This window comes from Sphingomonas sp. NFX23 (genome assembly GCF_049887795.1).
GTDB lineage: Bacteria > Pseudomonadota > Alphaproteobacteria > Sphingomonadales > Sphingomonadaceae > Sphingomonas.
This window is the reverse complement of the sequence record NZ_JAGEKH010000004.1, coordinates 505581-531826: the sequence shown is the minus strand read 5'-3', so window position 1 is coordinate 531826 and position 26246 is coordinate 505581. Positions and strand designations below refer to the sequence as shown.

The window sequence follows — 26246 nt, the reverse complement described above, 5'->3', positions numbered from 1 at the left end:
GCAATGGATCGGCGCTCTAAAGGGATGAGGATCCAATGCGCTTTAAGACATTGCTCGCCGCAGGATGCGCCGCCGCCGCCTTCACGACCGTACCGGCCTTTGCACAGGACGCCGCCGATACGGCCAAGACCGCAACGTCCGTCAGCTCCGATGACATCGTCGTCACCGCCCGCCAGCGCCAGGAGTCGCTGAAGGACGTGCCCATCGCGGTGACCGCGATCACCGGCGATCGGCTGAAGGAGCTGCAGGTCAACACCGTCAAGGACGTCGCGTCCTACACGCCGGGCCTCAACATCAATTCGGACAGCGTGGGCCGCGCGTTTGTCTCGATCCGTGGCATCGGTACGACACTGATCGACACCGTGCAGCCAGGCGTCGGCATCTTCATCGACGGCGTCTATCAGCCGAACACGTCGTACCTCAACTCGCCGATCGTCGACGTCGCGCGGATCGAAGTGCTGCGCGGGCCACAGGGGACGCTGTTCGGCAACAACACGCTGGGTGGCGCGATCAACGTCATTACACGCCAGCCGGGCAACGAGTGGGAAGGGCGGTTCGATGCCGCGGTCGCCGGCACGGACAATTACGCTTCGGTCTCGGGCTCGGTCAGCGGCCCTATCGTGCGCGACCTGCTGCAGTTCCGGATTGGTGCGTCCTATCATGAGCAGGACGGCTTCATGCGCAACACGCTGACGATCGGCGACATGAACCCGCTGAAGCAGCAGAGCGTCGGCGGCACGCTGCGCTTCACGCCGGCCGACTGGGCGGTGTTCACCGTCAACGGCAATTACGATCAGACCGCAGGCGGCAGCACATCGTATATCCATGTCGCCGGGCCGACCGATTACCGCCTCGACGGCGCGACCAACGTCCTGAACCGCGCGGTGATCGACTATTACGGCGCGAACGTGAAGGGCGAGTTCGATGCCGCCTCGCTGAAAACCAAGATCACCGCGATCGGCGCCTACAACCAGAAGAATGTCGCCGGAATCAACGACGGCGATTTCGGCCCCGTCGACCTGCTCCGCACCCGCGGCGGTTCGACCTTGAAGACCAAGACCGCCGAGCTGCGCTTCGATACGCAGTGGAGCGATGCGTTCTCGACGTTGATCGGGCTGTACGGTAACCGCTACACGCAGACGAGCGACCAGCTGACGACGATCGATTTCCGTGCGCTGCTGGGGCCGACTTTCCCGGCGCCGGCCTCGACCACGCCGTCGTCGACCTATGTCCGCAACGACACCCGCGCGATCTTCGCCACCGCGTTCCTGAAAGTCGGCACGCTCGATCTCGCCGTAGGCGGCCGGTACGATCACCAGAAGCTGGTTGCGAGCCAGGTCAACGGCATCACGCCGTATACGGCGCCCGAGTACAAGAAGGACCAGTTCCAGCCGCGTGTCACGCTGACGCAGCACTGGACACCGGCGGTGATGAGCTACGCCTCGGTCGCCAAGGGTATCCGCGGCGGTGGCCAGAACGGTCCGGGTACGCGGCCGGAGGATGCGACCTACAAGGGCGACAATGTCTGGACCTACGAACTCGGCACCAAGTTCGACGCGTTCGACCGCCGCCTGACGATCAACGCCGACGTGTTCTACAACGACTACAAGGATTTCATCGGCCAGAACTCGCTCGCGCCCAACACCAGCGGGGGCTTCGTCGCGATCAACCTCAACACCGGCACCGTCGAAAGCTACGGCGCCGAAGTGGAGGCGCATCTGCGCGTGACGAACCAGTGGCGGATCGACGCCGGCGCATCCTATCTCCATGCCCGGATCACCGACGACAGCCAGTATTTCGCGACCACCGGCGTCCACGTATCGAGCGACCGGATCATCTTCACGCCCGATTACAACTTCAACTTCAATACGACCTACACCGTGCCGGTCGGCGACAACGCAGTGCTGCTCGATGCCGGGATCTTCGGGAAGGGCAGCCGCATCGGCTCCTCGCTCGATCCCAATGTGGCGCCGAAACTATCGGCCTATGCGATCACCAACGCCTCGCTCGGCTTCCGTTTCTCGAGTGGCCTTACGGTCACCGCGTTCGGCACCAACCTGTTCAACACCAAGTTCATCGAGAGCTATATCGACAAGTCGGCGCTGGTTCGCGCCGGGCTCGCGCCGCTGGCGTCGAACCTCGCAATCCAGGGCGATCGCCGCCGCTACGGCGTACGCGCGAGCTTCCGGTTCTAGGATGACCATGCATTTCGACCCCATAGAGCGCGCGCCGCTCGACCCGGCGTTCGTCGCGGCGCTCAAGCAGCGGTTCGGCGATGCGCTCCAGATGAGCGACGCGATGCGGCTCCACCACGGCAGCAGCGAGGCGCATTTCGCACCGATGCTGCCCGACGCGGTCGTCTTCGCGCGATCAACCGAGGAGGTGGTCGATCTCGTCAAGCTGTGCACCGCCGCCAAGGTTCCGATCGTGGCGTTCGGTGCTGGCACCTCGATCGAGGGCAATACGCTGGCGGTGCAGGGTGGCGTTTCGGTCGACCTGTCCGAGATGACGCAGATCGTGTCGATCAACGCCGAGGATTTCGACTGCACGGTGCAGGCGGGGGTCCGCCGCGAGCAGCTGAACGAGCATATCCGCGACCTGGGATTGTTCTTCCCGATCGATCCCGGCGCCAATGCGACGATCGGCGGGATGGCCGCGACGCGGGCGAGCGGGACCAACGCGGTGCGCTACGGCACGATGCGTGAGGCAGTCTTGAGCCTGCGCGTGGTGACGCCGGACGGGCGCGAGATCCGCACCAGCCGCCGCGCGCGCAAGTCGGCGGCGGGGTATGACCTGACGCGGCTGTTCGTCGGCTCCGAGGGGACGCTCGGCATCATCACCGAGGTGACGCTTCGGCTGCACGGCATTCCCGAGGCGATCTCGTCCGCGGTGTGCAGCTTCGACACGCTGAACGGCGCCGTCGACACGGTGGTGCAGGCGATCCAGATCGGCGTGCCGCTCGCCCGCGTCGAAATTCTCGACGACATGCAGATGAAGGCGGTCAACGCCTGGTCGAAGCTCGACTATCCCGAACTGACGACGCTGTTCTTCGAATTCCACGGCTCGCCGCGCTATGTCGACGAACAGGCGGAGACGGTCCGCGAACTGGCGGCGGCAAACGGCGGCGGCGACTTCCGCTGGTCCAACCTGCCCGAGGAACGCTCGAAGCTTTGGAAGGCGCGGCACGAGGCGTATTACGCGGCGGTCAACCTGCGCCCCGGCGCTGTCGGTTGGGCGACCGACGTGTGCGTGCCGATCAGCCGCCTGGCGGAGTGCATCGGCGAGACCAAGGCCGACCTCCAGGCCTCGTCGGTCCCGGCGACCATTCTCGGCCATGTCGGCGACGGCAATTTCCACGTCGTCTTCTCTATCGATCCGGAGTCCGAGGCGGAACTGGCCGAGGTGTCGGCGATCAACGCACGGATGGTCGAGCGCGCGCTGGCGATGGACGGCACCTGCACCGGGGAGCACGGCATCGGCATCGGCAAGCAGGACTGGCTGGTCGCCGAACTCGGCGATGCGGTCGATCTGATGCGGACGCTGAAGCATGCGTTGGACCCGCACAACCTGTTCAATCCGGGCAAGATCTTTGCGTTCTGAACTACTCCCCTCCCTTGAAGGGAGGGGCTGGGGGTGGGTCGGCTTATTGGCAGGCGCTAGAGTGCGCCCCGCGCCGACCCACCCCCGACCCCTCCCTTCCAGGGAGGGGGGAAGAAGGATTTGATATGGACAGCCTGCACCTCGTCGACCCTACGCTCCGCCCACTGCTGGATATGTTGCCGCGGATATCGCTCACGGACGACATCCTGCCGGCGATGCGCGACCGGCCCTCGATGTTTCCCCCGGCCGACAAGTCGCTGGCGACGCTGGAGATCCATACGGTTCCAGGGCCTGCCGGAGCCCCGGATATCGACCTGCACGTCTTCCGCCCGGTGGGCGCCACCGGCGTCCTGCCCTGCATCTATCACATCCACGGCGGCGGCTATGTGATGGGCAAGGTCAGCGATTACGATCCGCTGGTCCGTCCGCTGATCGCCGACCTGCAATGCATCATGGTGTCGGTCGAGTATCGCCTCGCGCCCGAGACGAACTTTCCGGGTCCGATCGAGGATTGCTATGCCGGGCTTGCCTGGACGATCGCCCATGCCGAGGAACTCGGCATCGATCCGGCGCGGCTCGGCGTGATGGGGCAGAGTGCCGGCGGCGGGTATGCCGCGGCGCTGGCGCTGATGGTGCGCGACCGTAGGCAGTATGCGCTCGCGTTCCAGCACCTGATCTACCCGATGCTCGACGATCGTACCTGCACAGCACCGCCGCATCCGTACGCTGGCGAGTTTATCTGGACTGCGCAGAGCAATCGCTTCGGCTGGAGTTCGTTGCTCGGCCACGCGCCCGGTGGCGACGACGTGTCGCCCTACGCCGCGCCTGCGCGTGCAACCGATCTCCGCAACCTGCCGCGTACCTATATCGCGACCGGTGCGCTCGATCTCTTCGTCGATGAGGACATCGATTACGCGACGCGGCTGATCCGCGCGGGCGTGCCGGTCGAGCTTCACGTCTACCCCGGCGGCTATCACGCCTTCGATGTCTTCGCCGACGGTCCGGTCTCGCAACAGGCGCGCCGCGACAGCCACGAGGCACTGCGCCGTGCGCTTGCATAAGGAGCTCCCATGACCGATTTCGCCCGACCGGCCTCTCCGCAGTTCGCAAGGACGCTGCTGCCGTTGCTCGCGCTCGCGCTGGCGATGGCGGTCGGCTTCACGATGATGGGCTCGTTCGGGACGGTGCAGGAGGGCGCGAAGGCCGAACTCCACCTCAGCGACTATACGCTGAGCCTGATCCAGGGACTGTCGGCGGCACTGCCGCTCGCGGTGTTCTCGATCCCGATCGGCATCCTGGTCGATCGCTACAACCGCGTGCGGATGATGATCGCGCTCGCGCTCGTGTGGACGCTGGGCACGGTACTCACCGGGTTCGCGCAGAGCGTGCCGCTGCTGTTCGTTGCGCGCATGCTGACCGGGATCGGCACGACCGGCGCGCTGACCGCGGCGCTGTCGCTGTGCGCCGACTTCTGCGTCCCGACGCAGCGGGGCAGGGCGATGCTGGTCGTCAATCTCGGCAAATCGCTCGGTATTGCGCTCGCCCTGGGCTTGTCAGGCGCGCTGTTCGGCCTTTTCGCGCATGGCGGCGCGCCGACGTGGTTCGCAGGCATGATGCCGTGGCGCAGCGTCCATCTCGGCCTTGCGGTCATCAGCGTGTTTGCCATCCTGCCGCTGTTGCTGTTGCGCGAGCCGGCACGACAGGAGGTTGCGGCGGGCACGCATGCCCCGTTCAAGGTCGTGGCCGGTGAGCTATGGGCACGACGCGTGTTCTTGGTCCCGTTGTTCATCGGACAGATCAGCGTTGTGATGGCCGATGCCGCCGCCGGGATCTGGGTCTCGCCGGTCCTGTCACGCAATTTCCACCTGCAGCCTGACCAGTTCGCCGGCTGGATGGGCACGCTGCTCTTTGGCTCGGGCGTCGTCGGTGCGATCGTCGGTGGCCTGTCCGCCGACCGGGGGCAGAAGAGCGGGCGGCGTGGCGGCCTGCTGATCGGTGCGATCGTTGCCGCGGCGGTTGGCGTGCCCGCGGCGTTGTTCCCGATCATGCCCTCGGTTCCGCTGTTCGGGGTCGCCGTCGGCTTGCTCGTGACGTGTGGCGCGGTGACGGGCGTGGTGACTTCGGTGGCATTGACCGTGCTCATTCCCAACGAACTTAGGGGTTTGTGCATCGGCGCGTTCATCGCGATCGCCGGGCTGATCGGCTACGGTCTCGCACCAACGCTGGTCGCGGCGGCAAGCGGCATGCTGGGCGGCGAGGCGCATCTCGCACAGGGTCTCGCGATCGTCGGCGTAGTGACCAGCGCGATCTCCGTCATCGCCTTCACGATGGCAATGCGTCGCGCGCCGGTATCCGCAATTGCCTAACCTGTAAGATAGCTCTTGCGTGAGCTATCCGATAGCTGCATGATCGACCCAATCCCGGCAATCGGGAACAGGAGATCGGTGTTGGGCGAGGGTAGCATGCAGAAGGAACGGGTCACGGTGTCGCCCGAGATGGCGGCCTTCATCGGCGAGGGCCTGGTCGACCCGGCGGCTGTTTCCGCCGACGCGGTGGTCCTCTGCTTCGCGCTCGGCGAGGACGCGCCAGCGCAGGTTACCGTCACCACCGGCACGGTTCCCTCGGAGGAGCGCGCGATCCTCGTCCTTGCGGTCGAACGTGGCGCCTGCCTGCGGGTCTTCGATTATGCGCCCGACGCGAACATCGCGTGCCATCTGCCGAGCGAGTTGCGGATGATGGTCGCCGCGATCCTCGATTGCACGCTGCCCGAACCCTGGCGCAGCACGCATCGTTCGGCGAAATGCATCGAGCTCCTGTCCAGTACGTTCCAGCGGATCGTCGAGGACGACCTCGTACCTCTCGCGGGTGCCGGGCAATTGTCCGCCCGCGACAGCCAGCGGATTGTCGCGGCGAAGCGGATGATCGACGAGCGCTGGGGTGAGAAGATGACGCTCGACTCGATCGCGCGGGCCTGTGGCCTTAACCGGGCAAAGCTCACGCGCGGCTTCCGCGACATGTTCGCCTGCACGGTCGCCGACGCGCTGCTCGACCGACGACTTGGGGCGGCCCGTCAGCTGCTGATCGCGACCGACCTGCCGGTATCGTCGATCGGGTACCAGTGCGGCTATCTCAACAACGCCAGTTTCACGCGCGCCTTCTCGCGGCAGTTCGGCACGACCCCGTCCTCGCTGCGCGCACCGCGGCTCGCGGCATGAGCGCGGCGAGCCTGCGACTGGTCGAGGGCGGTTCGCTCGTCGACCAGGCGGTCCACGCGGTCCGCACGCATATCCGCACGAACGACATGAAGGTCGGCGACACGCTGCCGTCCGAAGGCCATTTCGCGACCGAGCTGGGCGTCAGCCGGCCGGTGTTGCGCGAGGCGTTCGGCGCGCTGGCGGCGCTGCGGCTGATCGACGTGGGCAATGGCAGGCGCGCGCGGGTCGCTGCGATCGACGGATCGGTGATGGCGACCTCGCTCGATCACGCGGTGGCGACGGCGCAGATCTCGATGGTGCAGATCTGGGACGTGCGCCGCACGCTGGAACTGCGCACCGCCGAACTCGCCGCGATCGAGCGCACCGACGACGAGGCGCGGACGATCATTGGTTTAGCCGAGGCGATGGAAGCGGCGGGCACCGATGTCGATGCGCTGACCCGCCACGACATCGCGTTTCACCAGGCGATCGCACAGGCGGGGCGCAACATGCTGTTCCTGCAGATCGTCCGCTCGTTCGCTCCGATGATGGTCCACGCGGTGCCTGCCGCCTGGGCGACGCGAACCACCGCGCGGCAGCGTACCGCCGTGCTGGCGCACCATCACGACCTGGCGAGAGCGATCGCCGGCCGCGATCCCAAAGCGGCGATCGCGGCCATGAGCACGCATTTCGTCGCTTCCATCGGCGATCTGTTCGCGCGTCTTTGAGGTGCGAACAGCCCGCATCATTTTCTCCGGGGTCGGTAACTTTTGAATCTTTCGACTTCGGCGCATGCGCGCGGGCGTTGGCATCATTTACCGCATGGGACGTGGTCGCAGCGGCCGCTGCCATGTCAAAAGCGACGGGCGGAAGAGCAAGATATCGGACATGGCTGGCTTCGCTACCCGTCGCATGCCATTCGCCGTTGTTCGTTCCTCAGCGGCATGCAACATGATGCGTTCATGTTTTTCGGTCTAGCATCTCCACTTCGACGACGGACGACATTCAAGGACGACTGATGCGCGCACCTCGGCTTTCCTGCCTGTTTCTATCGAGCATCGCCGCTAGCCTCCTCGTTGCGACACCGGCGACTGCAGACTCGATTGGGCCTACCGGGCTCGAACGCGTGTTGAGTTTGCTGGTCGCGGAACGCTCCGGTGACTACGGCATCGCTGCCCTGGACCTTCGCGATGGCTCGACCGCGTCCGTCAGGGGGGACACGCCGTTTCCGATGGCGAGCACGGTCAAGATCGCGATCGCCGCCGCCTACCTTGCCGACGTCGACCAAGGTCGCCGCACCCTCGGCGATATGATCGTCGGTCGTCCCGCCGCGAAGGTCATGGAATTGATGATCGTCCATAGCGACAACCAGGCGACCGACCAGTTGCTTGCCGCTCTCGGGGGCCCCGTCGCTATCCAGCAGTGGCTGTCGTCGCACAGGATTACCGGCATCCGAATGGACAGGACCATCGCCCAGTTGCTGAGGGAGCGTGGCCACCTTGCCGACAGCAAGGATGTTGCCACGCCGATCGCGATGGTTACGCTGTTGAACAAGCTCGACAACGGCACCGTCCTGGCGGCCCAAAGCCGTCAATTTCTGCTCGAATTGATGAGCCGCTGCCAGACGGGCACGCGCCGTATCCGCGCCCTGCTTCCCGCGGGTACCAGGGTGGAGGACAAGACCGGTACGCTCGACGGTATCACCAATGACGTCGGGTTCATCACCATGCCGGACGGCCGCCGCGTCGCGATCGTGGTGTTCGCGCGAGGGGGACGCGACCGCCAGCCGGTTATCGCCGAAGTCTCACGCGCGATTTACGACTATTTTGCCGATAGCGCCCGCAACGCGCTCGCTCTCTTCATGCAGATGCGGTAATCCAGGTTCAGTTTCCGGCCTGCTGCGAACTGTGGGCGGCACGGTTTTCGCCAAACCGCAAAGCATGTCGCTGGCCGGATACCTGCCCTCCTCTGTCTCCGGCCTAGGCGGAGGTTTCAGAGGGCGACACCGATGCGCGCATGGTTACGCGCGTCGTAGCGATCGCGCCCAGCACCATCAGCGCGCCGCCTAGATACAGGATGTTGCGCGGTTCGCCGCCCATCAGCGAGTGGTAGAATAGCGGCACGGTCAGGCTCTCGATGATCATCGGGATGACGATGAACATGTTGAAGATGCCCATGTAGACGCCGTTGCGCTCGGGGGGAATCATGTCGATCAGCATGATGTACGGATTGCCCATCATGCTCGCCCAGCCGATGCCGATGCCGAGCATCGCCACGAACAGCGCAGGTTCGGTTCGCAGGCCGGGGATCGCCAGCATCGCCACGCCCGACGCGAGCAGGCACGCGGCATGCGCGTTCTTTGCTCCCCAGCGACGCGCGACCGGCACCAGCGCGATCGCCGCGACGAACGCCACGGCGTTGTAGAAGGCGCCGAGCTGGCCGACGGTGAGCACGGTGTCGCGAAACGCTTCGCTCTTGGCGTCCGACGTGCCGTGCAGCGACCGTGCGACCGCGAAGGTGATGAACTGCCAATAGGCGAACATCGCATACCATTGGCACAGCATCGCAATCGCCAGCTGTCGCATCGGCCGTGGCATCTCGACCAGCGCGGTCTTGAGATCGCGCAGCGTGCCGCCGAGCGTCAGCGGCTCCTTCGCCAGCCGTGCTTTCTCTTCTTCGGGTAGCGGCAGTTCGGGCACGCGGACAACCGACCAGACGATCGTCGCCAGCGACAGCACTGCGCCGATCAGGAACGCGATCCGCGTGATGTCGGGGATGCCGTTGCCGTCGATGGCATCCTTGTTGAAGCCGATCCATACCAGCAGCGACGGCGCCAGATAGGAGAGCGTCTGCGCGAGGCCGGTGAACGCGGATTGCGTCAGGAAGCCGGCGGCGCGCTGGTCGTCGGGGAGGCGGTCACCGACATAGGCGCGGTACGGCTCCATCGTCACGTTGTTGGCGGCGTCGAGCACCCACAACAGGCTGGCGGCGACCCACAGCGTCGGGCTGTACGGCATCGCCAGCAGGCACAGGCTGCACAGTATCGCGCCGACCAGGAAATAGGGGGTGCGGCGGCCGATCCGGGTCGAGGTCCGGTCGCTCATCGCGCCGATCAGCGGCTGGATCAGCAGCCCGGTCATCGGTCCGGCGAGCCACAGCAGCGGCAGGCTCGCCTCGTCCGCGCCGAGATAGCCGTAGATCGGCGCCATGTTGGCCTGTTGCAGACCGAACGAGAATTGCAGCCCGAGGAAGCCGAGGTTCATCTCGATCAGCCGCATCAGCGAGAGGCGGGGCTTGGTCATGAGGCCAAGGTTCATTGTCATGCCTCCTGTGCGAGATGATCCGGCGTGGACCAATCGATCCTCCCCCGCCAGGGGGGGGTGTCGCCGTAGGTGACGGAGGGGGAGGACACGGAACCTGCGTTTCGCATGCCTCCCCCTCCGTCTGACAAGAGCCAGCCACCTCCCCCTTGCGGGGGAGGATTGTGAGTTCGCCGGGTCACGCCGCCGGGCCTGCCCAGATGACGCCCCAGGGTTCGACGTCGAGCGGCGCACCGCATGGCTGTTCGGACAAACGATCCTGGCATCCGGCGAGCCCGTCGACCGAGACCGCGGCGTCGGAGAAGTTCAGGAACACCCGGTCGCTGCCACAACCGATGCCGAGAAGGGCGGCTTCACCCGTCGCAATCGCCAACGGTGAACCAGCCCCGCCACTCGCGACCCTTGCCGCGCGCAACGCTGCCAGATCGCCGCTGATCCGCCGCGCGGCCGGCTCGTCAAGCGCCGTCCAGTCCATCTCGGGCCGGTGCAACCAGCGGCCTTCGTGCGCGCGCTCGGGATCGCTGAGATAGCTCGCGTCGTTGAGCAGCCCCGCTTCGTCGCCCATGTAGGTCGTCGCCAGCCCGCCGCTCGCGATCGACAGCGCGTTGAGCAGTGCGATCCGCCGAAACGCCATTTCGCGCGCATCGTCGTCCGCCGCCGCTTCGAGCCCCGCCAGCGACGCCATCGTCCCGTTCGATCCGTGCAGCACCGAGCCATCCGACTGGAACGGGGCACCGCGCGCCCAGCTGCCGTCGCCGCCTTCGAGGAAGCGCGCCGCTACCTTGAGCCGTGCCACAGGGTCCGGGTCGATCCCGGCGAGATCGCCGATAACCGCGCCCCAGCCGATATCGTCGTGACACCGCGCGTAGCTCAGCCAGTTCGCGCCGCGTGGCAGGCCACCGCTTGCCTCGACGATCGCATGCGGCAGGGTGGCGGACTGTTCGGCCAAAGCGACCCAGCCGGCTACCATCAGCGAGTTGTTATAGACGAGATGGCATTCGGGCTCGAACCCGCCATCCCAGTCGCGTCCTTCGTCGGCGCCGAAATACGGCGGCACAAGCGCGGTCGGGACGATCGCCTCGGCCTTCAGAAGTGTCGCCGGCGCGACGATGTCTAGCGCCGCGCGCAGCGCACGGACGATGAAATGCGCCTCGGGACGGTTGCGGCAATTAGTGCCGATCTGCTTCCAGAGGAACGCGATCGAATCGAGCCGGAACGCCTCGAAGCCGTGGTTCGCCAGCCGCAGCATCGTGTCGACGATCGCGAGCATGACTTCAGGGTTGGACCAGTTAAGGTCCCATTGGAACGGATAGAAAGTCGTCCAGACCTGCCCACCCATTGCCGGCACGTACGTGAAGTTGCCGGGCGCAGTCGTCGGGAACACTTGGGGAAGGTCGGCCTCGTACGCCTGCGCCTCGTCATCGCTCAAGACATGATAAAAGGCACGGTAATGCGGATCGCCCGCGAGTGCCGCCTTCGCCCAGGCATGATCGTCCGCGGTGTGGTTGAGCGCGAGGTCGACGCACAGGCTGATCCGCCCCTCGCGCAACCGCGCGGCGAGGCGCGCGACATCGGCCATCGTCCCCAGCCGCGGCTCGATCGCGAGATAGTCCGCGACCGCGAACCCGCCATCGCTGTCGCCCTCGCGTGCCTTCAGCAACGCGAGCAAATGTAGATACCGAACCCCGAGCGATTCGAGATGGTCGACGCGGTCGATCAGCCCGCCGACGGTGCCGGCGAACCGATCGACATAGGTCGAATAGCCCAGCATGTCGGGCGCGACGAACCAGTCGGGATCGCTCAATCGCGCCTCGTCGAGCGCGACCATCGCCGCTGGCCGTTCGGCCGCCCGATCACGGAGGATCGTCTCCATCCGCAGCCAGAGCGACGCCAGTCGATCGGTGCCGTACAGCCGTTCGAGCTGGCGTTTGAGAAGGGGGGCGAGCGCGTCGAGACGGCGCTCGGTGGAGGTCATAGTCACGCTCACCCGCCCTATCAGAAGCCGACGCGGACCGCGGCGGAGATCGTTCGGCCGGTGATCGAGCGTGCCCGGACGATGCCGTTGGTCGGGATTGCGCCTTCCTCGGCTTCGGTGATGCCCTTCACGTCGAACAGATTGTTGCCGTTGACCGACAGCGTGACGTTCTCGGTCGGGTGCACCGACACGAACGCGTTGACCTGCGTGTAGCCGGGCATCTTGAGGACGTTATTGTCCTGCGCGAAGCTGTCGGTGGTGCCGATCACGTTCGCGCCGACGGTCAGACGGCCGACATCGACCTGCGGGGTCGCCTGGAAGATGAACTTAGCCTGGCGACGCGGGCGGTTGCCCTCGACTGCGGGGTTGAGAACGTCCTTGGTGATCTCGGCATCGGTGTAGGTGCCGCCCGCCGACAGCGAGAACGGCCCGCGTGCGATCCGGCCCTCGAGCTCGACGCCCTTCGCTTCATATTCGCGGTTAAAGAAACGCTGTGTCGTCGCCTCGAAGTTCTGCTCTTCGGTGCGTGCCCAGAAGCCGGTGGCGTAGAGCGAGAGACCGTTCTGGCGGAACTTGAACCCGCCTTCGAGCTGACGGACGAAATCGACTGCCGCGCCCTCGTCGGTCAGGCCGCCCGTGGTCGTGTTGATCGAGGGGCCGAACAGCAGGCGATCGGCGTTGGCGCGACCGCCGCGGCTGTAGCGTGCGAATACTGCGGTGCTGTCGGTCAGGCGATAGTTCGCGCCGCCCGAGTAGGACAGATAGTCGTAGTTGTAGTTGAGCGGCGAGCGGCGTGTCGGGATGATCGCGACCTGACGCTCGGGCGCCGAGATCACGCCGTTGCCGTTGATGTCGAACGTCGTGATGCCGCTGCCGAAGCCCGCACCCAGATCGGCGCCGGCGACGCTGCCACGGGCCCGACCGAAATCGTAGCGCAGAGAGCCGTCGATGTTAAAGCGGCCGATCTCCAGACCGAGCTGAGCAAATGGTGCATAGGTCGTGTAGTCGAGATCGTACGACCGGCGGCAGCAATTGCCGAAGCCGAATGCCGAATACCCCGGCGTACCGTTCTGCGTGACCGGAACGCCCGCCGCGGTGCGGACGTCGACCAGCTGCGAGCGACCGTCATCGGCGACGGTCTGGACGAACGAGTTCCACAGCCAGTCGCTCTTGATGTCCTGGCGCGAGGCGTAGAAGCCGCCGGTGATCGCCAGCGTTCCCGAACCGAGCGGCACCGAGCCGTTGAGGCGGATGTCGTTGGTGATGTTGTTGAGGCTCTTCAGGTCGACGTCGAACAGCACGACGTTGGCGAGCAGGCCATTGCCGTTGAGCGACGCCGGGTTGGTGATCCGCTGGCCGTTCTGCGGTCCGCTCGCGTAGAACAGCTGCGCGCCGGCGCCACCGATGCCGTTGGCGATCGTCTGCGCGGAGCCGACGGCCGACGGGAACGGCGAGGTGAAGCCACCCGAGATGTCCGAATAGCGGAACCGCTCGACGATGTTCCAGCCGTCCGCGACGGGGATCTGCGTCTCGAGACCCGCCGAATACACGACGGGATGCTGGCCGTCGCGGATCGAACGCGTGACGAGCTGATTGTTGCCGTCGAGCGTCTGCACGGTGCGGATGTCGGCGCTGTGCAGCGTGCCGTTGTTGATCGAGAAATTGGTGATGTTGTTGTAGGTCGGATCGCTGTTCGTGCCGGTTACCTGTACCGGGCTGGGCAGATAGCCGATCGCGCGGTCGTCGAGATACTTGCCGTACAGGCGGACATAGCCGCCATTGCCGAACGACTTGGTGATGTTCCCCTTCAACTGGCCGCCCTTGACGCCGTCAAAGCCGACTTCGCGCTGGCCGTCACCGATCCGGTAGAAACCGCCGAAATGATAGGTCAGCGTGTCGGACAGCTTGCCGCCCTGGTCGAAATCGACGCGGAACTCGCGGTAGTCGAGCCCGCTGCTGAGCTGGAACGCGCCGCCTTCCTGCTCGCCGGTCTTCGAGATGAAGTTGATGACGCCGCCGGGCGAGTTCGACGCGAAGGTCGAGGCCGAACCGCCACGGACCGATTCGACCGTCCTCACGTTAAAATCGGCGCGGAGGAAGATGTCGGCATTACCGAACGTGATGTCGCCGAATTCCAGGATCGGCAGGCCGTCTTCCTGCAGCTGGAGGAACTTCGAGCCGCCCGATGCGACCGGCAGGCCGCGGACCGAGATGTTCGCGTTGCCGTCGCCGCCGGATGCCTCGACCCGGATGCCGGGGAGGTTGCGGAGGAGTTCGCCCGAGGTGCGCGGTGCCAGCTGGACAAGAGCATCCGACGTGATCGAGCTGGTGGTGATCGACGTGTTGAGCTTGTTCGTGCCGCGCGCGACCGCCGTCACGACGATGTCGTCCTGCGGGATGTCGGCAGCGGGAGCAGTGGCGGTGTCGGCCGGCGTGGCAGCCGGATCAGCCTGCGGTGCGGTCTGTGCGGCCCCAGCGGTGGCGAACGATGCGGCGGCGATGCCGGCCAGCAATGCGTGACGTACTTTCATGCGACTCTCCCTGCGCGACGGCTTTCTGAGAAGCCCAAGGCCGCCTCCTACTCGCGTCGCAATCGATTGCAAGAAATGTTTCACAATCGATTGCAGAAATTAGGCGGACTGTCTCTTTATCAGCGCAGGGGGGACGATCGCGGACTCAGCTGGCTCGCCGGCGACGCGCTTCAGCAAGCGATCGACCATCAATTCCGCTCCGATCGCAAGATCTTGGCGGATGGTCGTCAACGACGGGGACGTGTGCGCTGCCAGCGAGACGTCGTCATAGCCGATGACCGCGGTCGTGGTGGGAACGTCGATCCCCGCCTCGGCCAGTGCGCGCAGCACGCTCATCGCCGCGACGTCCGACGCAGCAAAGATCGCGTTCGGAATTGTGCCGCCCGCAAGATGCTCCGCCACCGCAGCGTGAACCGTTTCGGGGCTCATAGCGGTTGCCAGCACCGAGTAGGCGATACCGGCCTCGTCGGCCGCCGCAGCGAACCCGGCAAGGCGATCGGCAAACTCGGGCGGGGCAGGGTCGCCGACGAACAGCAGCCGCTGCCGGCCTTGCGCGATCAGATGGTCCGCTGCCAGTCGCCCGCCCGCGACATTGTCCGATCCGATCGTCAAATGATGCTGGCCGGGACGGTTCGCACCCCAAACGATCAGCGGGCGGTAGCGCTGCGAAACCCGCTCGATCGCCGCGAACTGGTCCGACTGGCCGACCAGTAGCAAGCCATCGATCCGCCCGCTGTCGACCAACCGTTCGAGCCAGTCCTCGGCATCCGGGATCACGCGCGACAACAGGATGTCATAGCCGCGCTCGACCAGCAGGTCCGCGAGGAATCCGAGCAGCGACAGGAAGAACGGGTCGGTCAGATGCTGCGTCTTCGCGTGGCCGAGCGGCAGGACCAGTCCTATCGCGCCGGTGCTCTTCATCCGCAGGTTGCGTGCAAGCTGGTTCGGTCGCACGTCGTGCTCGCGCGCCAACTCGCGTATCCGCTCGCGCGTCTGCTCGTTCACGGAGGAATGCCCTGCAAGCGCGCGCGACACGGTTGCAGTCGAAACGCCCGCGAGTGCGGCCAGGTCGGCGAGTTTCATTGTAGTGGAGTTCCTCGTCGGTACGCGCGTAGGCCACGTCGTACAGTCAGCACCGCGGGCCTGCAATTGTCGGGCGAATTACCGACGGACTTGCACGATCCGGTAATCGAGAGAATGCCAACAATGATATGGCAAGAGGATCGCCATGCGATCGCGAACACTGCCGTAGCGTCATCGTCCGCTTGCCGAATGCATCATCGTGGCGTTCGACGCGACCTAACGCATCCCCTGCGAGGGGGTGACCGGGGCTGCAAGGTAGCGATCCAGGAACTGCTGGTGCGTCGGCATCCCTGCGACTGCGTCTGCGATCGTGCTGCGGATATTGGTCAAGACGCCGGCTAGCTGCGGGCCGCCCATGATGCTGCCAAGGCGGTGGTGGTCGCGCGGGGTCAGGCGCTGGCCGAGCATCACCTGCACCCAGCTGGCGACACGGAACAGGTCATCGCCGCCCTGATACGCCTGCGCGCCCTCTGTGAAGAGCGCGATGCGCTCCACGAGCGTGTCGGGGATCGGCATGTCCCGGCGCGCTGCCCAGAAGGGTTCGGGACGTTCGTTGAGGTGATAGTGGAGGATGATGAAATCGCGGACGCGCTCGAGCTCAGCCTGCGCCTGATCATTGTACCGCCTAACCAGCGCGGGTGCCATTCCGCCGAACGGGAAGGTCTGCATCAGCCGCGTAATGCCCGTCATGATCAGATGGATGCTGGTCGATTCGAGCGGTTCGACGAACCCGCTGGCGAGGCTGAGCGCGACGCAGTTCCCCATCCATACCCGTCGCCGGCGACCGGTACGGAACCGGATCAGCCGCGGCTCGGTAAGCGGCGCGCCGTCGATCGTGGCGAGCAACCGGGCATGAGCCTCGTCGTCCGACAGATGATCGCTGGCATAGACCAGCCCGTTACCGACGCGGTGCTGCAGCGGGATACGCCAGCGCCAGCCCGCGTCATGCGCGATCGCGCGCGTGTACGGATGCGCCGGGCCCGTCGCGGCGGTCTGCACGGCTAGCGCGCTGTTGGTGGGCAGCCAGTGCGACCAGTCCTCGTAACCGGCGGCGTAGGTGCCCTCAATCAGCAGCCCGCGAAAGCCGGTGCAGTCGATGAACAGGTCGCCCTCGACGCGCTCGCCGGACTCGAGGACGAGCGCGCGGATGAAGCCGGTCTCGCCGTCGCGTTCGACGCTGGCGATCCGCCCCTCGATCCGCTTCAACCCGTTCGCCTCGCTGCGCGCGCGCAGGAAGCGGGCATAAAGGCCTGCGTCGAGGTGATAGGCGTAGTTGATCTGGCCCTCGGAGGGGAGCGCGAACCGCTCCGCCTTGGCCGCCTGGAGTTCCAGGCAATAGTCGCCGATCTCGCTCGCATCCCCGGCGGCTTTGGCGGCAAGCCAGAAATGGTGGAAGTCGCCCATCCAGGTCGATTTGCCGATATCGCCGAACGAATGGATGTAGCGATCGCCGTCGCGTGCCCAGTTCTCGAACGAAATGCCGAGCTTGAAGGTCGCTTGCGTCGCGCGCATGAACTCGCGTTCGTCGAGGCCCAGGATCGTGTGGAACGCGCGCATCGTCGGGATCGTCGCCTCGCCGACGCCGATGGTGCCGATCTCCTCGGATTCTACGAGGGTGATGTCGAGCAGCTGCCCCAATTGTCGCGACAAGGCGGCGGCGGTGAGCCAGCCCGCGGTGCCACCGCCGGCGATGACGACTTTCCTGATGCGCTGCTCGGCCATGTTCGGCTCCTATCGGTTGATGCGCTGGAGGATCTTGGCGCGCAACCGGCGTGCGGACATAGCGTCCAGCGGCGCAAGTTCGCCATGTGCGTGCTCGGGCAGGTGCTCCCTGGCGTGATCCGCAGAGCCGAAGACATAATGGTCGAACATCGCGCGCCATGCCTGCTTCTCGTGATCCGGCCGATCGCGCAGCGACAACAGGCCGTGGAGCAGGGTGTTCATGGGCGTATCCATGAACCGCGGCACCGCGTTCCACCAATAGTTGATCATCACGTTGAAAGGATCCAGCGCCTCGACATTATGCCACCACAACGCCGAGTAGAGCAGCACGTCACCCGGCTCGAGTTCGGCAATTTCGGCATGTGTCAGCGCCTCGGCAAAGCGTGGGTATCGGTCGAGATCCGGTGTGCGAAGGTCGACCATGCTGACCACCTGTCCGGCCGGCGTCGGCTCCAACGGCCCAGGGTAGAGGTTGGCGACCTGATCAGGCGGAAACAGCGTGAAGCGCCGGCGACCGACCATGCAGCATGCCAGATTGTTCGACATGTCGTAATGCGTCGCGGCGGTGGTACGATTGCCGATCCAGATGCTGACCAGCGGTGGGTTCTCGACGAGCTGCGGGTCGCCGAACGGCAGCGCGGCCTGCGCGCGAAGACCAGGTAGGTACAGATCGATGTCGGTCGAGCCGATATAGATGGCGGGGGCTTCCGGATCGCCGAGCCCGTCAAGAAGCTGGTCGAGATACCCGGACAGCGAGCCGCTCTCTCGTTTGAAGTTCAGCGCGGCGCAATCGTCGGAATACCCGAAGCGGCCGCCGATCGCCGGATCGCCGACGTACGCCGTGACGGGACGGCCACCGTCGAACTGCTTCAGCCACGTCATTGCCGGCTTTGCACCTTCCAGCCCGACAGCCACCAGCGGCAAGTGGCTGGCGATCCCACGCAGGATCACCGGAACGCCATCGGCGATCAGGTCGGCGATCGGCACGCTGATCGCGCTCGTGCCATCGATGACACGCGTACGGCGCGTGATACCTGCCACCGGGATCAACCGGTCTGGCTCAGCAGAGATTGCTTGCGCGCAATCAACTGCTGGATGTTGCCGAGCGACGCCGCGGCCAGGATGGCGAGACGCAGCACGCCCGATCCGTGAAGTCGCTCGAGCGGTTCGCCTTTCAGAGCGGCTAGATGCTCGAGGTCGACGACCAGCACGTCGGCTATGGTATAGCGGCGCTCTTCGCTGACATCGACGGTGAGCGTTACCGGCGTGAGCAGGCCAGCCTCGTCTAGCGCGGTATAGGCAGCCGGCGCGGTCTGCAGTCCCTCGTACAGCAGGCGGAGCACGCCGGTGATATGTTCCAGGTACGGTGTGTTGCCGCCATGTTCCAGGAACAACGGCAGGCCGGTGCTGTCGCCGACGCGCCCGTCGTCGAGATCGACGTGCAGCATAGGCTCGCCGACATCGTCTCCGGGGCGCCGGACCATCCCGATCGAGAAGGGGCCGCGCTGCTGACTGGCGGGCACATAGCGGCTTGTCCAATAGTCGCCGGACAGGAACAGGTTCTCGTCGCGGTCCAGCCCCAACAGGGCACAGGCCTGCAATCCCTCGTCGCGGCGGCGGAATATGATGGCGAATTCGCGCTGCACCGCCTCGAACTCCGCGGGAAATACCAGCGTCTGATTGGCAGCGTCGCCGAACGCGGCGCCAGTCCGCGGGCTTACGCGTAAATCGGCATGGTCGACATTGTTGATCTGTACGGGATTCATCCGCTCCGGTCCTGTTGTTGCCTCACGCTTATCAGCGCGACCGCGACCGACAAAGGAAAAGGCCGCTGCACGGCACGGCGGCGGCCTTCTTAGTGGGGTCGGGAGTGGACCAAGATCCACTCCCGCCTTCATCAGAAACGATAGCGCGCGCCGAGATAATAGCGTGGCTTGAGTTCCTGCACATACACCAGGTTCGTCTCGGTGCGGGCATATTGGCGGAACGGTTCGCTGGTCAGGTTGACCGCTTCGAGCGAGACCGAGAACGCCTTCGTGACATCGTAGCTTATGCTGCCGTCCAAGGTACCGAACGCGGCCGTGAACAACGGATTGCGATTGCCGCCCTGGTTCGTAGCCGCGAGATACTTGTCACGCCAGTTGTACGAGACGCGGGCCGAGATACCGCCCTTGTCATAGATTGCCGTCAAGTTGGCGCTGTCGCCCAAACCGCTCAGCGCGAAGATGTTGACGTTCGGATCGGCATAGGGATCCACGTTCACGTCGCCACTCACCTTCGTGTACGAAACCGCGAAACCGAAGCCGGTCTGACCGAAGAAGTTCGTCCAGGCGACTTCGAAGCCGTGGATATTGCCTTCCTTGTTGTTGACCGGGCCGCTGATCGCGAAGTTCACGAGCGGATCATTGGCGTCCCCGACGAGATCGACCGCAAGGGCGAGGGGATTGTAGACCGCATCGCTGATTTCGCCCGTGGCGGGATTGAGCGCGCCGCGGAAGGCCGCCGTCGCCGCTGCCTGATTGCCGCCATTCTGCTGCAGCAGCGCCGCGTAGGCGAACAGATTTCGATCGGTCTGGGTAATCCCATTGTTCCTGAGGTAGGCCTGCGCAATACCCGACCGCGATCCTGGCGCGCCTGAACCCGGGTCGCGCAGCCCGAACAGGTTACCGTTGGTTATCTGGTTGCCGACGAAGTTGCGCACGTTCTTGTTAAAGAAGCCGACCGAGACGAAACTCGTGGGCTTGTAATACCACTCCAGCGACACGTCGAAATTGTCCGAGATCAGCGGCAACAGCGCTGGATCCTGCCGCGTGGCGGGAGCCGGGGCCGCACCGAGTGCTGTCGGACGGTTCGGAGCGTTTGCCGTCACCGATGCGAACAAATTGCCATAGTCCGCCCGGGCCAGCGTACGGCTGAACGAGGTGCGCGCCATGACGTTGTCGAGCACTTCGATATTGAAGTCGAGCGACGGCAGCAGGTTGTCGTACTTCGACTTCACGATCACCGCGGCGCCCGGAGGTCCGCCGATCACGGTGAAGTCATTGTCCGATTGCCAGGCCAAAGCCGTCGGGATCGACTGAAGACCGACCGACTTGACCCGGGTCCGTTCGTAGCGAACGCCGATCAGCGCGTTTGCACGGCGTCCGCCAATGTCACCGCCCCAGGCCATCTGGCCATAGACCGCCAAGTTCTTCTCGCCGACGGTATCGTCCGACGAACCCTGCAAAGCGTCGGGGCGTCCCAGCTTCGCATAATAGGGTGAGAAGATGTCCAGCAGGTCGACCGCATCGCCACGAAACGCGACCAGCGCCGACCCGGTCGAGTTCGGGTTATACTTGTCGAACTTGCAGGTCATGCAATAGGTCTTGATGAGATCGCCGGCGAGCTCCTGGACGCGGCCGGTGTCCGTAATGCTCCAGTCACCGAGGATCTGCTGGTTATTGGAACTGGCCGAGCGGGTCGTTGCATCCACATAGTTGCTGCCGACCACGAAACGGCTATCGTTGCCGAGATCCCAGCCCAGCTCGCCACTGAACTGGTTGACCCTCGACTCCTGCTTGGAGAAGATCCGACGCGCGACCTGCGTGCCCAAGTCGCCGATGTCGAGGATATTGTTGCAATTGCCGCCGCGGCCGCCGTTGGTCGCGTTGCAATCGTTCAGAGTTTCCGACTGCTGCGGGAAGCCGCTGCTGAAGTCGACTTTGTGCGTAGCGCGAACCGGAGCGCCGATCGAGATCGTCGTCGCCGACGTGCCGTTCGCATTGTCCGGATTCGTGGTCGACTTCGAATGGTTTGCGTCAAGCTTCAGCGACAGCACGTCGGTGAAGTTCCACTTGACGTTACCGCCAACCGAGTAAAGCTCGGTCTTCGTGGCGAACCGTTGCTGCTCGTAGCCCTTATCCGCCTGCTTAGCCTCCGCCAAGATGATCGCAGTCTGCATCTTCTTGTTATCGTCGAAGGTTACGTCACTGAACGGCCGCTGGAACCAGTTGGTCTGCTCGCTACGCTCGTCGCTCAACTTGTTGCGCGCATACAAGCCGTCGATCGTGATCTCCAGCCGATCCGTAGGTTTGAACTGGATGTTGGCCTGACCGTTGATGCGCTCGCGGCGGTTCTCGGAGAACTGATAGCGGCTGTCATTCGGAATTTGCACGTACTGCGTAGTAGGACGGTTCGTGATATTCGTCGCCGGCGTGATGTACGCACCCGCCGTATTCAAGAAATCGGCCAGCGGAACGATGTTCCAATAGTTCGGGTTCGACTGGATCGATGTCGACTCGCGCAACTGATAGCTGCCGAAGACGTTGACGCCAAAGGTTTCGCTGGGGTTTTTCCAGTTGATCAGGCCAGACAGTTCGGGCGTGACCTTCTTGAGATTGGCCTCCGCATTCTCGACCGAACTGTCGTACAGTGCCTTGGCGCCAATCGAGCCCGACAGGCCGTCTTCGCGCGCATCGAGCGGCCGGCGGGTGACGACGTTGATCGCAGCGCCGATGCCGCCCGTCGGAATGTTCGCCCGGCCGGTCTTGTAGACTTCCAGCGTGGCGACGCCTTCGGACGCCAGGTTCTGGAAGTCGAACGAGCGGCCGGTGCCGACCGCGAAGGCGTTGCCCGTGCTGGTGTCGATGCTGGTCGAGGCAAGCTGACGGCCGTTCAGCGTCACGAGGTTGAAGCCGCCGCTGAACCCGCGGACCGCGACTTGGGAGCCTTCGCCATTGGCGCGAGTAATCGACACGCCGGTGATCCGCTGCAGCGATTCCGCAAGGTTGGTATCGGGAAACTTGCCGATATCCTCGGCCGAGATGGCATCGACGACGCCCGCGGAATTACGCTTGATGTCGATCGCGCGATTGAGACTGGCGCGGATGCCGGTGACGACGATCTCGTTGGCCGGACCGGCCGTCCCTTCGTCGAGCGTGCCAGTCGCGGGCGCCGCGTCGGGTGCGGTCTGCTGCACGGTCGTCGTCTGAGTGCTCTGGCTGGTCGCGGCAGTGTTCGTCTGCGCGATCGCAGTGCTGGAAGCTGCCAGCCCGGTCACGACCGCGATGGTCGATACCGAATGCGCGAGCGTGCGCGAAAATTTCTTCATAAATCCTCCCCCATTCCCGGCCGCCCTGATCAGGCCGGATTGCACACGGTCGTTGCCGTGTATGATAGGGCTACCATCAGGGGCGCGGGTGTCAACTGCGGGAGGGAAGTAGACCCGTACGGTCCGTCAGAAGTTGATCGGCCGACGTTGCGAACAGCCCTCATGGAATACCATTATTTACAGGGGTTTACCTGATCGGGTTGCTGCGCTTGGATATTCCGTACTGATTTCATCAGTAATGAACCTAATGGAATCTGTCTCAGCTGTGATAAATTGAGCACTATTACGATAGTGTTCGGGCAGTGTGCGGAAGGCCAGCGCTGGGAGGTCGAACTATCCCGGAATGCCAGTCTTTAAGGTCAGCCATTATTACCCAATTGATCCAATATCGGCATGGAGTACCTATCGACATGTAGGTCTACTTCAACGCGAGGCGGGTGGACTTGAAGTAGATTCGTGCAGTTGGATAACGGGCGTATGATCCCGATCGTAAGCGATACCGGTCCTTGCGACACAGGCGACTTAAAGGGACCCCCAACGCGCGATTGAATCGATGAGGGAAGGTGAGGGGGCGCTAGCGGTTCGCCTGTAAAGGCGTGCGGCAGGCTAGTCGCAGTCACCGCTCAGTTCGACGAGGCGCGCCATCGTGGCGCGCCTCCCTTGGTTTACATCCGGAACGATACCGACGCGACGTACGTGCGGCCGTTCTTGTAGAACGCCGTCGGGCGATCTCGCGAGCCGCTATACTGCGTGTAGGTCGAGTCGAGCAGGTTCTGTGCGTTGACCGTCAGCGTGACCGCCTTGGTCAGGTTGAAGCCTGCCGAGAAGTCGAGCTGGCTGTACGGCGCGACCATGTCGATCGAGTTCAGGCGGCCGATCGCGCGGAAATACGACGACCTGTAGTTATAGCTCAGGCGCGCCTGGAACGGTCCATTCTCGTAATACGGGATGACGTTGACGGTGTGCTTCGACAGATAGGGCAGGTTCAGCCCCTCGTCGGTCGAGCTCTCGGCGTAGGAGTAGTTCGCCTGCAGGCCGAAGCCATGCCAGATCTCACCCTGTGCCGAGACCAGCGCACCGTTGACGTTCGCCTTGCCGCCGTTGAGCGGCTGCGACACGAGATAGGACGCGTTGCTCTGCGTCAGCTCGTTGAAGAACGTCTGGCGGCTGAGGCCGTTGAGGATGTAGTCCTTCACTTCGCGGCGGAACAGTTCGAGCGACAACAGCGTACCCTCGCGCGGGTAGTATTCCGCGGACAGTTCGTAGTTGGTCGACTGGTATGGCTTCAGGTTCGGGTTGCCGCCGCTCGCATCGAGCGTGATGTCGTTGCGACCGACCGAACCACCGAGCTGCTCATAGCGCGGGCGCGCGATCACCTTGGCAACGCTGCCGCGGAAGATCAGGTGCGTGCCTGCTTCATACGCGACATTCAGGCTTGGCAGGAACTTCAGATAGTCGTTCTCGACCCGCTGCGGCACGATCGTCGGCAGGCTGCCGTCGGTGCCGGAGACCTGGTCGGCGTAGTTCGACACGTTCTTGGTATAGACCAGGCGCCCACCGATGTTGCCGCGGAAGCCGCTCTGGTCGAAGTTCAGCTGGACGTAGTTCGCCGCGACCGTCTCGTCGACGATGTACGATGCGGTCGGCTTGGCGACGGGGATGTTGATCGAGTTCGCGAGGATGTCGATCACGGTCTGCTGCGACAGGTTGATGTACTTGGTCGCGTTGCCGGTACCGCCGGTACCATCGAACGTGCCGTTCGGCGTCGTCGTTGTGTCGACGCCCAGGCTCGCCAACGTGTAGTTCGACGTCGAGTAGTTGTTGAAGCCGCTCGCGTTCAGGCGGTTGCGGTGATCGGTGAACTTGCCGCCGATGCGGATTTCCTTGAACGGCCCCGCCTCGAACGGAATGACTGCGTCATAGCCGGCGTAGTAATCGCGATCGATCGTCCTGGAGAAATCGATCCCGCCCGCGCGCGCCGCATTCAGCTGCGTGCCGTTGACGATCACCGGCGCGCCGTCGATCGTCTGCAGCTGCGGACTGTTGCTGCGGCGGTAATTGGCCGGGTTGGTCAGGTCGCCAACGTAATCGACGTTCGCGCTGTCCGAGGTGAAGCCGTAGCTGTACGGAAGGTCGGTCCGCACATCGAGCAGATATTCGGGATTGCGCCCGCCGATCGCCTTGCTCCAGCCGCCGGTCGCCGCCACGGTCGCGCCGCCGGGACCTTCCCACTCGGCGACGAAGTTGAGGTTGTCGGTGGTCAGCTTGGTCTTGCGGATCAACAGATCGAGCTGCGCGCTCTGGCTGCCGGCCGAGGCCGCGCCGAAGCTCGCATTGGTGACGACGCCGTTCGCGACCGTCGCCGACTGGAGAACGTCGCCGCTCCATGCGCCGGGGATGACGTACATCGACTGGCTGCTGTTGTTGTAGTTGCCGTCGATATGCAGGCCGTTGAGCGTCAGCGTGATGTCGTCGGTCGGCTTGGCCTGGACCGTACCGACATAGCTGATGCGTTTACGCTCCTGCGTGAAATACGCGTAGTTGATGCCAAACGGCGATACCGCGTTGGCGAGATCCTGCCGCGTGCCGCCGGTCACGGTCGCACCCGGGTTCTTCAGCACCGGCTGACCGCTCGCATCGCGGATCAGCGCGTTGTTCGCATCCTTCTGGAAAAAGCGGTCGCCGGCATTCTCGAACCCGAAGAATTCGACGCCCGAGCGCGTCAGGCTCTGCTTGTCGTAGGTGACGGCGCCGAGCACGCCGAAGGTGCCGCCTTCGTTGTGCCAGCTGTACAGACCCGACGCGCGGACGTTACCCTTGTCGGCGCGGTCGTTGTACGAATAGCCGCCCGATGCGAAGATCGAGTTGGCGGGCGTGTCGAGCGGACGGCGCGTGCGCACGATGACCGTGCCGCCGATGCTGCCTTCCTCAATGCGCGGCTCGGGCGACTTGTAGACTTCGAGGCGCTCGACGAGTTCGGGCGCGAGCAGCGAATAGTTGAAGGTACGGCTGGTCGGGTCGTTGTCGTTGCCGCCCCAATCGGCCGAGGCGACCGCATGGCCGTCGAGCAGCATGCGGTTGAGCGCCGGATCGGTGCCGTGGATCGCGACCTTCTCGCCTTCGCCGAAGCGACGATCGATGCTGACGCCGGGAACGTGCGAGAGGGATTCGGCGACGTTGCGGTCGGGGAACTTGCCGATCGCCTCGGCACTGATGACGTCGACGATCGCGTTGGCGTTGCGCTTTACTGCGATCGCGCTGCGCAGGCTGCCGCGGATACCAGTGACGACGATGTCCGTATCGGCGCCGTCCGCTACGGGGTCCCCCTGGGTCGCGGCTGCGACGGGGGCGGACGATGGCGCGGGCGCCGACTGCGCGAGAACGGATTGCGCGAAAACTGGTACCAGACCGAATATCGCCGCACCGGATGCGAGCAAAACCTGCTTACGAAAAACCATCGTCAAAAGCCCCTTCCCATCGACGCCGCAGCGTCACCCTTCGACACGGTCCTGCCCGTATCGCTCGACTCACCTCACTGGCCGGACCTCTAAAGGGTACTGTCATCACAGCGTGGTATTGGTAATGTATAACCAATCTAACTCCTGACGCTATCGGAAAATTACAGTTTGGTGTCGACTTATGACCCTACAAAACTTGCGATAACCATGAGATGGCGATGCGCCGCGTCGACTGATTAGACTTGAGGCTGGCAGAGGTGACCCGGCAATCTCG

General features: G+C 64.4%; 16 protein-coding genes. 7 read left to right on the top strand and 9 right to left on the bottom strand.

Translation table 11 applies throughout. The features are described 5' to 3' along the window. Window positions 1-35: 35 nt before the first annotated feature. From J4O76_RS13255 to J4O76_RS13225, 7 genes are all read left to right on the top strand, one after another. Window positions 36-2195 carry a TonB-dependent receptor gene (locus tag J4O76_RS13255; protein WP_426282325.1) on the top strand — a complete coding sequence of 720 codons (2160 nt, stop codon included), beginning with the start codon at window positions 36-38 and terminating at the stop codon, window positions 2193-2195. Between the two features lies 1 nt (window position 2196). Further along, a complete protein-coding gene (locus J4O76_RS13250; RefSeq protein WP_426282324.1) occupies window positions 2197-3600 on the top strand; it encodes an FAD-binding oxidoreductase in 1404 nt (467 codons plus the stop codon). A 125-nt stretch (window positions 3601-3725) separates the two neighbouring features. Beyond that, complete coding sequence (locus J4O76_RS13245) at window positions 3726-4661, top strand: alpha/beta hydrolase (protein WP_426282323.1); 936 nt, start codon at window positions 3726-3728, stop codon at window positions 4659-4661. Window positions 4662-4670: 9 nt separating this feature from the next. Next, window positions 4671-5966, top strand: a complete 1296-nt coding sequence (locus J4O76_RS13240) for an MFS transporter (RefSeq protein ID WP_426282322.1) — start codon at window positions 4671-4673, stop codon at window positions 5964-5966. A gap of 39 nt (window positions 5967-6005) precedes the next feature. Next, window positions 6006-6815 (top strand): helix-turn-helix transcriptional regulator, encoded by an 810-nt coding sequence (locus tag J4O76_RS13235; protein ID WP_426282321.1) that lies wholly within the window; start codon window positions 6006-6008, stop codon window positions 6813-6815. Then, window positions 6812-7522 (top strand): FadR/GntR family transcriptional regulator, encoded by a 711-nt coding sequence (locus J4O76_RS13230; RefSeq protein ID WP_426282320.1) that lies wholly within the window; start codon window positions 6812-6814, stop codon window positions 7520-7522. The genes J4O76_RS13235 and J4O76_RS13230 overlap by 4 nt, the downstream gene beginning before the upstream one ends. A 290-nt stretch (window positions 7523-7812) precedes the next feature. Continuing rightward, window positions 7813-8670, top strand: coding sequence for a serine hydrolase (locus J4O76_RS13225; RefSeq protein ID WP_426282318.1), 858 nt, complete (start codon window positions 7813-7815; stop codon window positions 8668-8670). Window positions 8671-8773: 103 nt separating this feature from the next. Here the strand turns inward: J4O76_RS13225 and J4O76_RS13220 are convergent, their stop codons facing one another. The 9 genes from J4O76_RS13220 to J4O76_RS13180 form a co-directional block, all read right to left on the bottom strand. Further along, window positions 8774-10111 (bottom strand): MFS transporter, encoded by a 1338-nt coding sequence (locus tag J4O76_RS13220; RefSeq protein WP_426282317.1) that lies wholly within the window; start codon window positions 10109-10111, stop codon window positions 8774-8776. A 181-nt stretch (window positions 10112-10292) separates the two neighbouring features. After that, window positions 10293-12089, bottom strand: a complete 1797-nt coding sequence (locus J4O76_RS13215) for an alpha-amylase family glycosyl hydrolase (protein ID WP_426282450.1) — start codon at window positions 12087-12089, stop codon at window positions 10293-10295. 20 nt (window positions 12090-12109) lie between these two features. Next, a complete protein-coding gene (locus J4O76_RS13210; protein WP_426282316.1) occupies window positions 12110-14620 on the bottom strand; it encodes a TonB-dependent receptor domain-containing protein in 2511 nt (836 codons plus the stop codon). A 99-nt stretch (window positions 14621-14719) separates the two neighbouring features. Further along, window positions 14720-15703, bottom strand: coding sequence for a LacI family DNA-binding transcriptional regulator (locus J4O76_RS13205; protein ID WP_426282314.1), 984 nt, complete (start codon window positions 15701-15703; stop codon window positions 14720-14722). A gap of 216 nt (window positions 15704-15919) precedes the next feature. After that, entirely contained in the window at window positions 15920-17425 is a 1506-nt protein-coding gene (locus tag J4O76_RS13200; RefSeq protein ID WP_426282312.1) for a tryptophan halogenase family protein, read from the bottom strand. 9 nt (window positions 17426-17434) lie between these two features. Next, window positions 17435-18472, bottom strand: a complete 1038-nt coding sequence (locus J4O76_RS13195) for a cupin-like domain-containing protein (protein ID WP_426282449.1) — start codon at window positions 18470-18472, stop codon at window positions 17435-17437. Further along, window positions 18472-19191 carry a SapC family protein gene (locus tag J4O76_RS13190; protein WP_426282311.1) on the bottom strand — a complete coding sequence of 240 codons (720 nt, stop codon included), beginning with the start codon at window positions 19189-19191 and terminating at the stop codon, window positions 18472-18474. The genes J4O76_RS13195 and J4O76_RS13190 overlap by 1 nt, the downstream gene beginning before the upstream one ends. 131 nt (window positions 19192-19322) lie before the next feature. Beyond that, complete coding sequence (locus tag J4O76_RS13185) at window positions 19323-22514, bottom strand: TonB-dependent receptor (protein WP_426282309.1); 3192 nt, start codon at window positions 22512-22514, stop codon at window positions 19323-19325. Window positions 22515-23179: 665 nt separating this feature from the next. Further along, entirely contained in the window at window positions 23180-25972 is a 2793-nt protein-coding gene (locus tag J4O76_RS13180) for a TonB-dependent receptor (RefSeq protein ID WP_426282308.1), read from the bottom strand. Window positions 25973-26246: the final 274 nt, after the last annotated feature.

Bases quoted from the DNA above. Each gene is read 5' to 3' on its own strand.
- J4O76_RS13255 (WP_426282325.1), top strand. From the start codon at position 36: ATGCGCTTTAAGACATTGCTCGCCGCAGGATGCGCCGCCGCCGCCTTC.
- J4O76_RS13250 (WP_426282324.1), top strand. From the start codon at position 2,197: ATGACCATGCATTTCGACCCCATAGAGCGCGCGCCGCTCGACCCGGCG.
- J4O76_RS13245 (WP_426282323.1), top strand. From the start codon at position 3,726: ATGGACAGCCTGCACCTCGTCGACCCTACGCTCCGCCCACTGCTGGAT.
- J4O76_RS13240 (WP_426282322.1), top strand. From the start codon at position 4,671: ATGACCGATTTCGCCCGACCGGCCTCTCCGCAGTTCGCAAGGACGCTG.
- J4O76_RS13235 (WP_426282321.1), top strand. From the start codon at position 6,006: ATGATCGACCCAATCCCGGCAATCGGGAACAGGAGATCGGTGTTGGGC.
- J4O76_RS13230 (WP_426282320.1), top strand. From the start codon at position 6,812: ATGAGCGCGGCGAGCCTGCGACTGGTCGAGGGCGGTTCGCTCGTCGAC.
- J4O76_RS13225 (WP_426282318.1), top strand. From the start codon at position 7,813: ATGCGCGCACCTCGGCTTTCCTGCCTGTTTCTATCGAGCATCGCCGCT.
- J4O76_RS13220 (WP_426282317.1), bottom strand. From the start codon at position 10,111: ATGAACCTTGGCCTCATGACCAAGCCCCGCCTCTCGCTGATGCGGCTG.
- J4O76_RS13215 (WP_426282450.1), bottom strand. From the start codon at position 12,089: ATGACCTCCACCGAGCGCCGTCTCGACGCGCTCGCCCCCCTTCTCAAA.
- J4O76_RS13210 (WP_426282316.1), bottom strand. From the start codon at position 14,620: ATGAAAGTACGTCACGCATTGCTGGCCGGCATCGCCGCCGCATCGTTC.
- J4O76_RS13205 (WP_426282314.1), bottom strand. From the start codon at position 15,703: ATGAAACTCGCCGACCTGGCCGCACTCGCGGGCGTTTCGACTGCAACC.
- J4O76_RS13200 (WP_426282312.1), bottom strand. From the start codon at position 17,425: ATGGCCGAGCAGCGCATCAGGAAAGTCGTCATCGCCGGCGGTGGCACC.
- J4O76_RS13190 (WP_426282311.1), bottom strand. From the start codon at position 19,191: ATGAATCCCGTACAGATCAACAATGTCGACCATGCCGATTTACGCGTA.
- J4O76_RS13185 (WP_426282309.1), bottom strand. From the start codon at position 22,514: ATGAAGAAATTTTCGCGCACGCTCGCGCATTCGGTATCGACCATCGCG.
- J4O76_RS13180 (WP_426282308.1), bottom strand. From the start codon at position 25,972: ATGGTTTTTCGTAAGCAGGTTTTGCTCGCATCCGGTGCGGCGATATTC.